Here is a 9,545-nt window from a genome sequence, read left to right on the forward strand (position 1 = left end):
ACACACCCGGCACCACCACAACCACTTCACAGGCCATGAATCGCTCCGGAGCAACTTCACAAACTTACCGGATCATTCACTCAAAAGCAAATCCGTGTTTCAGGATTTCCATCTGAGGAGAACCGCTCCCAACCTCTTCAGGAGCGCTCTAAAGCCCTACCAGAATTGGTGTTGATTTTTGGGGTTTTGGCCGCCGTGGTTACCAGCTCTTCGCTGTCTCCCTCGCGGCGACTTAGAAAACAATACACCTGCTCCTGCGCCACCGCAAATCCCCCTGCCAGAAGGGTCCGATCCCCGCCATTCCGCGGCGAAACGGCCCATTGGCACCCCTGGGGGGCCGTCCGCCGTCGTACTTCATTTCTGTGTGCTGCAGCACAGTTCCAACGCCGGCCCCCAGTCTCGCATGAGGCCCGAGGCGCAACCACCCAAACGGCGCCATCGCAAAGGTCCGTTAAACCCAGAAGAGCCGGCAACCGTAAGGTTGCCGGCTCTTCTCAAGCAGCTGGTAGCAGCGGTGCTGGATTACCAGGAAGACTTGGTGATGCCCGGAAGTTCGCCCTTGTGGGCCATGTCGCGGAAACGGACACGTGAGATGCCGAACTTCTGGAAGGTACCGCGGGGACGGCCGTCGATGATGTCGCGGTTACGCAGACGGATCGGGGACGCGTTGCGGGGCAGCTTCTGCAGGCCCAGGCGGGCTGCTTCGCGTGCTTCGTCGGTTGCGTTTTCGTCAACCAGGGTCTTCTTCAGCTCGAGGCGCTTTGCAGCGTAACGCTCAACGATGACCTTGCGCTGCTCGTTGCGAGCAATCTTGGACTTCTTAGCCATGTTTAGCGCTCCTCTCGGAATTCGACGTGCTGGCGGATCTTGGGGTCGTACTTCTTCAGGACCATGCGGTCCGGATCGTTACGACGGTTCTTGCGGGTTACGTAGGTGTAACCCGTGCCCGCAGTCGACTTGAGCTTGATGATCGGACGTACGTCCTTGTCCTTAGCCACTAGAGCTTCACCCCACGAGCCAGGATCTGGGCGACGACTACGTCGATGCCGCGTACGTCGATGGTCTTGATGCCACGTGCAGAGACCTGCAGCGTGACGTTACGGCGCAGGGACGGAACCCAGTAGCGCTTCTTCTGAATGTTCGGATCGAACCGGCGCTTGTTGCGGCGGTGCGAGTGCGAAATGCTGTGCCCAAAGCCCGGCTCGGCTCCGGTCACTTGGCAGTGTGCTGCCATGACTTCTCCTCAAGAATTGAAAGTAATGATCCGCATATCTGCTGCTGGACCATGCTGCTAAGGGCGACCCAAAAATGAAGAAGGGCAACGGTTAGTCACGCAATTTGAGCCCCTAACTACCGGCCACCCTGGAGAAATTACCGGGCAACCGGAGCAATTGCGCACGCTCCGCGCACTTAGCGCCTACCAAGTCTACGAGTTCACGCAATTAAAGACCAATCCGGCGCCGGAGGGTGTATAAGCGGGCCCGGGGTTAGAGGCGAATTAGCTCTGGGTATTTCGGCGTCAAGCCGTCCCCGGAGGACTTGCCGGTAACCCTGCGGACAACCCAGGGACCGGCATACTCGCGGAACCAGCGGGCGTTGGCGCGGAGGGCGTCCACACCGCTGAGTTCGGGCACGGGGGTCATGGGCGGGATGTCAATGGAGTGATCGTGTTCCAGGACGTCCAGCACGCGCTTAGCCATATTGGCGTGGCCTGCCGCGGACATGTGCATCCGGTCCTGCGCCCACATGCCCCAGTCGTAGTACTCGCTGAAGCGCCAGTAGTCCACCAGGAGCGCGCCGTGGTCTCCCGCAATGCCGCGGACCAGTTCGTTGTAGATCGCCGTGCGCCCACGCATGGTGCTGAACACCTTCGAGCCGCGGGCGTCGAAGCCTGTGAACATGACCACGGTGGCGCCGGTGGCGCGCATTTTGGCGATGGCGTCGTCGTACTCCACCAGAAGGTCGTCAATATCGATCCTGGGGCGGAGGATGTCATTGGCGCCGGCGTAGATGGTCACCAGGGTGGGGTTAAGTTCGACGGCGGCGTCCACCTGCTCAGCCAGGATATGGCGCAGTTTCCTGCCGCGGATGGCGAGGTTGGCGTAACCGAAGCCCGGGTCAGCGGCGCCCAACTGCTCGGCCACGCGGTCCGCCCAGCCGCGGACACCGTTGGGGCGGGTGGGATCGTCGTCGCCCACGCCTTCCGTAAAGGAGTCTCCGAGGGCGACAAACCGGGAAGTAAAGTCCATCCGGTTAGTTTGCCACCCGTTGCCGGGAGCAACCAACCAGCTGACGTGTGGTCTAGTTTTCCCGCAGGATCCAGTGGTCCGTGTCCAGCCGGCCAACCACCTTTTCGCCGATCCTCGCCAGATCCAGGACATCCTGCTCAGTGAGGGCATCCAGGAACAGGTCACGAACGTCCTCGACGTGCCCGGGCGCGAGCCCCACGATGGTGGCCATTCCTTCTTCGGTCAGATGGGCGGTGGTGACGCGGGCATCATGGGGATGCGGCCGCCGCTCCACCCAGCCGCGCTTCTGCAGTTTGGTCACTACGTGCGACAGCCGGGAAAGGGACGCGCTGCTGCGGGCGGCGAGCTCGCTCATGGGCAGGAACCGGTCTTCCGCCTCGGAGAGCATCGCCAGGACGGTGTAGTCGAAGAGCGAGAGCTTCCCCGCGGCGTGGAGTTTGGTGTCCAGTGCTGCCGGCAGCAGGGTGTTGATACTTACCAGGGCCAGCCAGGCACGGCGTTCGTCGGCGTTGAGCCAGCGCGGTTCGGTCATGTCCCTCATTCTACGAGAGCAGCGTGGTTGATTCTTCAACTAGGTCCCGCGGCGGCCGGTAGGCTGGGGCCATGTATGTTGTCTCCCTGAGCTACCGGGTTCCGCAGGACATCGTGGACTTCCATAACGCCGGCCACATTGCCTGGCTGCAGAAGGCTTTCGACGACGGCGTTTTCATTGCGGCCGGCCGCAAAGTGCCCAGGACCGGGGGTCTGCTGCTCTCCCAGGCGGATCGCGCTGTCCTTGATGCCTGCCTGGAGCAGGATCCGTTCTATACGAATGGCGTGGCGGACTTCGAGGTCATGGAGTTCCACGCGGCCAGGGTGGCCCCGGGTTACGAGATCCTGCTGGACAGCTAGTACTCACGCGGGCCGTTGGATGCGCCCGCCAGCTTTTTCAGTCCGCCCTTCCGCGGCACCCTGACCGGCTCCGGCCAGCGCGGGCCCAGCTCGTCCCCCAGGGTGACGCCGCGCAGCTTGCGGCCGAAGAGCGGCAGGACCCAGTCGCGGATCCAGCGCCGCTGCTGCCGCTCCCATTCCCGCAGGCTGTGCCGGGCCGGCGGTTCCCAGTCCTTGGGCCGGATCTTGTGCGGCACCCCCAACTGGTCCAGCACTTGCCCCGCCAGGTACTTGTGCCCTGCCTTGGACATGTGGAGCCTGTCGGAGTCCCACATCCGCCGGTCATGGAACGCATCCAGGCACCAATAGTCCACCAGCACCGCCCCGTACTTCCCGGCGATGGCCCGGACGTGCTGGTTGTAGTAGGTGTTGCGTTTCCTGAGCGGCTCCAGCAGTGCGGACACCTTGACGTCAAACCCCGTGAAAAGCACCACCGTTGCCCCCGTTTCCGCCAGTGCAGCCACGAGCTTTTCGTAGTCATCCATGAGCGCGGCCATGTCCGTTTTCACGTCCAGGATGTCGTTTCCGCCTGCGTACAGCGTGACCAGCGAGGGCCGCATCCGCAGCGCCGGTTCCAGTTGCTCGCTGACGATATGCCGGAGCCGCTTGCTGCGGATGGCAAGGTTCGCATAGCGCCACCCGGGCTGGGCCTCGGCAAGCTTCTCCGCCACCCGGTCTGCCCACCCACGGACACCATTGGGCAACCGCTCGTCCCGGTCCCCGACCCCCTCCGTGAAAGAGTCCCCCAGGGCGACAAAAACCCGCCTCCCGGAGTCAGGGAGCAAAGGTTGAGCACGCACCAGCCCAAGGTAGCCACCACAGAAGAAGGAAGAACGACGCCGGGATGAACAGTAAGTGCGAGAGCGTCCGCCCAAAACCCGCATCGAGTGCGAGAGCGTCCCCGAAAAACCGGCAGGATCTGATGGAGCGTTGCCGGGGGCTGCAGCGCAGTGAAACTTACCCTTCGGCCTTGCCCTGCCGCCAGTACCCCATGAACGCCACCTGCTTCCGGTCGATCCCGACGTCCCGGACAAGGTACCGGCGCATGTCCTTGATAACGGCGGCTTCGCCGGCGATCCAGGCGTAGAAGGGCATGGCGCCGGCCGGCATGCCCGGGTTCTTGGTGGCCTGGATCTCGGAAGTCTCCATCCGCGCCGGAGTCTCCCAAAGGATGTCCACGTCCACGTTGACGTCCTCCGGCTCGGGGCCGGCGCCGCCGTCGGCCGCTTTGATCCCCACCCAGCCGGGGAGGGGCACGGCCTTGCGCACGGCCGCCTGGAGCAGCTCGCCGTGCGGCCGTGACCGCCCGATGGACGCCCCGCGCGCCAGCCAGGTGATGTCGACGCCGGCGGGTGAAGTCAGTTCCCTGAAGTCACCGGCTTCAGGGACCTCCAGGAACGCGTGCCCGGTCATGTACTCCGGCAGGCTTTCCAAAATGGCGGAGATGGCGGGGACGGATGTTTCGTCACCGGCCAGCAGGATGCGCTGCGCCAGCCCGGGCCGCCATTCGATGCCTGAGTAGGTTTCGGCTGTGACACAGTGGGCTGCCCTGTTGTTGGGGCCGATGATGGTGATTGCGTCACCGGGCCGGGCGTTGAGGGCCCAGTTCGCGGCCGGCCCGCCATTTCCAGAGTCGTCAAAGTGCATCACGAAGTCCACGTCGATCTCCGGGTACACCGCATCCAGGCGGGCCTGGCGGACAGTGTAGGTGCGCATGGAACCCCGCACGGCAGGATCCATGGCCAGCCATTCCCGGTACCAGCCGGCCTGGCTCATTTCGAAAACGGGGAGGGGCAGCGGGCTGCCGTCCGCCGCGAGGGACGGGATCATGAGCTTGATCCGGAGGTCCAGGGTGTCGCCGTGGACGCCGAAATCCCGCAGCGAGTATCCGCCGAACGTGATCCTGCGGAAATTGGGGCTGAGCTCCTGGACCGAGGTGACGGTAACTTCGAACGCCAGGGTCATGGGCTCCGTGGAGGCGATGTCGCGGGTTTTCATGAAACGAGCTCCAGTTCGTTGGCGGGGACGTGGTGGCGGCCGATGGGAATGATCAGGGGGGTGCCGGAGACGGGATCCGGGATGACGCGCGATTCGAGGCCGAAAACGCTGCGGACCAGCCCTTCCGAGACCACGTCCAGAGGGCTGCCCACTGCCACCACGGCGCCGTCCTTCATGGCGATCACGGTGTCCGCGTACCGGGCGGCCAGGTTCAGGTCATGCAGGACGATGGCCACGGTGGTGCCGCGCTGGCGGTTCAGGTCCGTCACGAGGTCCAGGACCTCCACCTGGTGCGCGAGGTCCAGGTAGGTGGTGGGTTCGTCCAGGAGGAGTACGTCGGTCTCCTGCGCAAGGGCCATGGCGATCCAGACGCGCTGCCGCTGCCCGCCGGAGAGTTCGTCGACATTCCGGTCGGCGAGGGCAAGCGTCTCCGTGGCTTCGAGCGCGCGCTGCACGGCAGTTTCATCCCGCTCGCTCCAGCTGCGGAAGAAGCCCTGGTGGGGGTAGCGGCCGCGGCCCACCAGGTCCCGGACCGTGATGCCGTCCGGGGCGGTGGGATGCTGCGGCAGGAGCCCCAGGGTGCGGGCCAGTTCCCGGGCGGGAAGGGAGTGGATGTCCTTGCCGTCCAGGGTCACGGCACCGGCAGCCGGCTTGAGGAGCCGGGACAGTCCGCGGAGGAGCGTGGACTTCCCGCAGGCGTTGGCGCCCACGATCATGGTTACCTTCCCCTCCGGAATCTCGGCACTGAGGCCGTCCACCACGCAGCGCTGGTCATATTTCAGCGTCAGGTCCTTGGCGTTGAGAACTGCCACCTCAGGCATCCTTTCGGTTGGCCGTGACCAGGAGCCACAGCAGGAACGGGGCACCGAGCGCACCGGTGATAACGCCCACCGGCAGAACGGTGCCGTCCAGCAGCAGGGGGGCCACGTTGGCGGCCACGTAGTCGGCCGCCAGGACAATCACGGCGCCCACAAGGGCCGACGCCGGGAGGCTGGCTTTACCGGTGAAGCGCCGGGCGATGGGACCGGCCAGGAAGGCGACGAACGAGACCGGGCCGGCTGCCGCCGTCGCCACCGCTGCCAGCGCGACGGCGGTGATCACCAGTGCCAGCCGGGTGGCACCCACCCTGATCCCCAGTCCGGCGGCGGCGTCGGGGCCGAGCTCCAGGATGCGCAGCGGGCCGGCGATGGCAACCACGGCGGGGAGCAGGACGGCGAGGGCCAGGGCAAGGACGCCCGCGCGGTCCCAGCTGGCGGAGTTCAGGGAACCGTTGAGCCAGACCAGGGCGTCCGCCGCGGTGCGGATGTCCGCGCGGGTCATCAGGAAGTTGACCACTGCGTGCAGTGCTGCGGCGATGCCCACCCCGGCAAGGATGAGCCGGTTCCCGGCAGCATCGCCGCGGCCGGTTCCGCGCAGGGTGCCGCCGCTGGAAATGGCGTAGATGATGGCTGCCACACCCAGCGCACCGCCCAGGGCCGCCCCGGAAACCGCTGCGCCGGATGCTCCGAAGACCACGATGGCAGTCACCGCCGCAGCGCTGGCCCCGTAGCTGATGCCGATGACGTCGGGACTGGCCAGCGGGTTGCGGAGCATGGTCTGGAACAGGGCGCCCGCCAAACCGAACGCGACCCCGATCATGGTTCCGATGACGGCCCGCGGCAGCTTGTTCTCCATCACGATGAAGCTGGCGCCGGGGATCTTTTCACCGCCGGTCAGGTGGGCGATGAGGATCCTGAAGAAGTCCGGAATGGTCACCGTGTAGCTGCCGAGCAGGACGGACACGGCGAACAGGACCACGACGACGGTGGCCAGGAGGGCGGTCCGGTTCAGGCCCCGAAATGGCAGAAAACGAGGGTATTTGCGCGGCGGACCGCCGTCAAATGCCGTCTCGCGGGGGTTGCTGATGGTCACAGGCCGGCCCCCTTGCCCCGGCGGATCAGCCAGACGAAGACGGGTGCTCCGACGAGGGCGGTCATGATGCCGGCCGGGACTTCGCCGGGCAGGAGCACCACGCGGCCGATGATGTCCGCGCCGAGGAGCAGTGCCGGGGCAAGGACCAGGGAGAAGGGCAGGATCCAGCGGTAGTCCGGGCCGGTGAGGAAACGGACGGCGTGGGGGATGACCAGGCCCACGAAGGCGATGGGCCCGGCAAGCGCGGTGGCCGATCCGCACAGCAGCACAATGCCGAGCGCGGTGACGGCGCGGGACAGGCCTACCCGCTGGCCCAGGCCCCGGGCGATGTCGTCGCCCAAGGCCAGGCTGTTGAGGATGCGGCCGGTCAGAAGCACAATGAGGGCACCGGCGGCCAGGAAGGGCAGTCCGGAGAACACCACGGACCAGTCGCGCCCGGCGATTCCGCCCACCTGCCAGAAGCGGAAGCGGTCCAGGGTGTCCTGGCTGGAGACCAGGATGACGTTCATCAGGGAGTAGAGGCCCGCATTCAATGCGGCGCCCGCCAAGGCGAGCTTCACCGGGGTGGCCCCGTCCCTGCCGAGCGAGGCAATGAGGTACACCACGACGGCGGCGGCAGCGGCCCCCACGAAGGCGAACCAGATGTAGCCGGAGAGCGAGCCGACGCCGAAGACGTAGATGCCGGTCACCACGGCGAGGGCGGCACCGGCGTTGACGCCCATGATGCCGGGGTCGGCCAGCGGGTTGCGGGCCACACCCTGCATTGCTGCGCCGGCAAGGCCCAGCGCGCCGCCCGCCAGCAGGCCAAGGACGGTGCGGGGGATGCGGGCGTGTACCACGGCATGGTCGCCGTTGGCTGGATCAAACGCGGTGAGCGCCTGCCAAACGGTGGCCAGGGGAAGGCCCCGCGCACCGATAGCGAGGGAGGCCCCGGCAAGCAGGGCAAGTACGACGACGGCGGCCAGCAGCCAGGCGGCGCGCGGCCCCCCGAACGCGCGGCCGCGGGTCCCGCCGGCAGGTGCCCGACCCGGCACCAAAGTACCGGGACCGGGCCCACGGCGCGCCGCCGTCGTCGTACTCTCCGTCATGGAACTGGGCCTACTTCACCGCATCCGCTGCGCCCGCCAGCTGCGGCAGGAACGTGTCCAGCGACCACGGCAGGCTCAGCGGGGAGGACGCGGAGATGGACAGGGTCAGGGTGTTGTCCGAGTCGGCAACCAGGGCGCCGTTCTTGATGGCGGGGATCTGACCGAGCAGGGGGTCGGACTTGATGGAATCAGTGGTGGCGGCGTCCGGAACCCAGGTCACGAAGATATCGGACTCGAGCTCGTTGGCCTTTTCAGCGGACCAGGGGATGAAGAATTCCTTGGAGCCCTTGGAATTTTCCTCCACCACGGGCGCCAGCTCCATGCCGATTTCGGAGAGGAAGCGGGGACGGTTGTCATTGGCGGTGTAGACGTTGACGCCGTCAGCCGATGCCGGCTCCAGGTTGCCATAGATGAAGCTCTTGCCGGTGATCTGCGGGTACTCGGCAACCTTTTCCTTGATGGTGGCCTCGGTGTCGGAGACCAGCTTGGCGGCTTCGGCCTCCTTGCCGAGGGCCTTGCCAATGATGGAGGTGGAGTCCTGCCAGGAGGTCCCATAGGCCAGTTCAGGGTGGGCCACCACCGGCGCGATTTCGGTGAGCTTCTTGTAGTCCTCCTCGGTGAGGCCCGAGTACGCGGCAAGGATGACGTCCGGGGTGAGCTTGGCGATCTCGGTGAAGTTGATGCCGTCCGCCTCGGAGTACTGCACCGGGGCTTTGTCCGAGCCGAATCCGGCGCCGAGCTCTTCGAGCGCCGCGTCCTTCCACGGGGTGGACCCCTGCTCGTTGCCGCCCCATTCGTTCTTGGGCACGCCCACCGGCACAACACCGAGGGCAATGGCGACGTCGTCATTGACCCAGGAGACAGTGGCCACCCGCGTGGGCTGCTCCTCGATGATGGTTTCGCCGTAGACGTGCTCGATGGTGACGGGGAACTGCGAGCTGCTGGAGCTGGAAGCGCTGGTGTCGGCGGTGGAGGACGCGGGCCCGGTGGAGCAGGCGGACAGGGTGAGCGCCGCTGCGGCCAGGACGGCCGTGGCCTTGCCGGCTGATGTGAACAGCGTGCGGCGCGTGGCGCTGGGCCCGGGGAAGAGGGGGGAAGTCACGGAACTCCTTAAGTCATGAAGCGAACTTAAGTAAGGCTAGCCTACCCTCCGGTTCATTACGCAACGTTTCCGTGCCTTATTCCTTTTCGTGACGAAGGACACAGCCCTGCCCTCGCCCACCCTCTCTCACTTAACGCAGGAAATCCCCAAACGCTCTATCTGCGGTGAGAGAGCGTTCGGGGAAATGGTGCATTTAGTGAGAGTGTCCCTATGTTTTTCGTCAAGCTGCTGTTGGTGTTTGGGCTTGGTAGAGGCTGCCGTCGCGGA

At 65.7% G+C, this 9,545-nt stretch carries 12 protein-coding genes; 1 reads left to right on the top strand and 11 read right to left on the bottom strand.

Annotated features, from left to right (window positions below):
- Nucleotides 1-522: 522 nt before the first annotated feature.
- From rpsN to IEX43_RS20095, 5 genes are all read right to left on the bottom strand, one after another.
- Nucleotides 523-828, bottom strand: coding sequence for a 30S ribosomal protein S14 (gene rpsN, locus IEX43_RS20075; protein ID WP_009358853.1), 306 nt, complete (start codon nt 826-828; stop codon nt 523-525).
- 2 nt (nt 829-830) lie between these two features.
- The gene (gene rpmG, locus IEX43_RS20080; protein WP_013602737.1) at nt 831-998 is read right to left on the bottom strand and encodes a 50S ribosomal protein L33; all 168 of its coding nucleotides are present in this window, start codon (nt 996-998) and stop codon (nt 831-833) included.
- Entirely contained in the window at nt 998-1,234 is a 237-nt protein-coding gene (rpmB, locus tag IEX43_RS20085; RefSeq protein ID WP_013602738.1) for a 50S ribosomal protein L28, read from the bottom strand. The genes rpmG and rpmB overlap by 1 nt, the downstream gene beginning before the upstream one ends.
- 253 nt (nt 1,235-1,487) lie before the next feature.
- Nucleotides 1,488-2,249 carry an SGNH/GDSL hydrolase family protein gene (locus IEX43_RS20090; protein WP_188814034.1) on the bottom strand — a complete coding sequence of 254 codons (762 nt, stop codon included), beginning with the start codon at nt 2,247-2,249 and terminating at the stop codon, nt 1,488-1,490.
- Nucleotides 2,250-2,301: 52 nt separating this feature from the next.
- A complete protein-coding gene (locus IEX43_RS20095; RefSeq protein ID WP_188732444.1) occupies nt 2,302-2,781 on the bottom strand; it encodes a MarR family winged helix-turn-helix transcriptional regulator in 480 nt (159 codons plus the stop codon).
- A 71-nt stretch (nt 2,782-2,852) separates the two neighbouring features.
- Between IEX43_RS20095 and IEX43_RS20100 the strand changes: the two genes are divergently transcribed.
- Nucleotides 2,853-3,140, top strand: coding sequence for a YciI family protein (locus tag IEX43_RS20100; RefSeq protein WP_188732443.1), 288 nt, complete (start codon nt 2,853-2,855; stop codon nt 3,138-3,140).
- On the opposite strand, the gene IEX43_RS20105 is transcribed toward IEX43_RS20100, so the two are convergent.
- From IEX43_RS20105 to IEX43_RS20130, 6 genes are all read right to left on the bottom strand, one after another.
- Complete coding sequence (locus tag IEX43_RS20105; RefSeq protein WP_377102830.1) at nt 3,137-3,982, bottom strand: SGNH/GDSL hydrolase family protein; 846 nt, start codon at nt 3,980-3,982, stop codon at nt 3,137-3,139. The genes IEX43_RS20100 and IEX43_RS20105 overlap by 4 nt on opposite strands.
- A gap of 154 nt (nt 3,983-4,136) precedes the next feature.
- Nucleotides 4,137-5,177, bottom strand: coding sequence for a siderophore-interacting protein (locus tag IEX43_RS20110; RefSeq protein ID WP_188814038.1), 1,041 nt, complete (start codon nt 5,175-5,177; stop codon nt 4,137-4,139).
- Nucleotides 5,174-5,989: an ABC transporter ATP-binding protein gene (locus IEX43_RS20115; RefSeq protein WP_229666569.1), complete on the bottom strand. Its 816-nt coding sequence runs from the start codon at nt 5,987-5,989 to the stop codon at nt 5,174-5,176. Before IEX43_RS20115 ends, IEX43_RS20110 begins: the two co-directional genes overlap by 4 nt.
- A gap of 1 nt (nt 5,990) precedes the next feature.
- Nucleotides 5,991-7,022 carry a FecCD family ABC transporter permease gene (locus IEX43_RS20120; protein WP_229666570.1) on the bottom strand — a complete coding sequence of 344 codons (1,032 nt, stop codon included), beginning with the start codon at nt 7,020-7,022 and terminating at the stop codon, nt 5,991-5,993.
- 62 nt (nt 7,023-7,084) lie between these two features.
- Nucleotides 7,085-8,176 (bottom strand): FecCD family ABC transporter permease, encoded by a 1,092-nt coding sequence (locus tag IEX43_RS20125; protein WP_188814044.1) that lies wholly within the window; start codon nt 8,174-8,176, stop codon nt 7,085-7,087.
- A 10-nt stretch (nt 8,177-8,186) separates the two neighbouring features.
- Complete coding sequence (locus IEX43_RS20130) at nt 8,187-9,278, bottom strand: iron-siderophore ABC transporter substrate-binding protein (protein WP_188814046.1); 1,092 nt, start codon at nt 9,276-9,278, stop codon at nt 8,187-8,189.
- Nucleotides 9,279-9,545 lie beyond the last annotated feature (267 nt).

Source organism: Pseudarthrobacter polychromogenes (assembly GCF_014644495.1).
Classification (GTDB): Bacteria; Actinomycetota; Actinomycetes; order Actinomycetales; family Micrococcaceae; genus Arthrobacter; species Arthrobacter polychromogenes.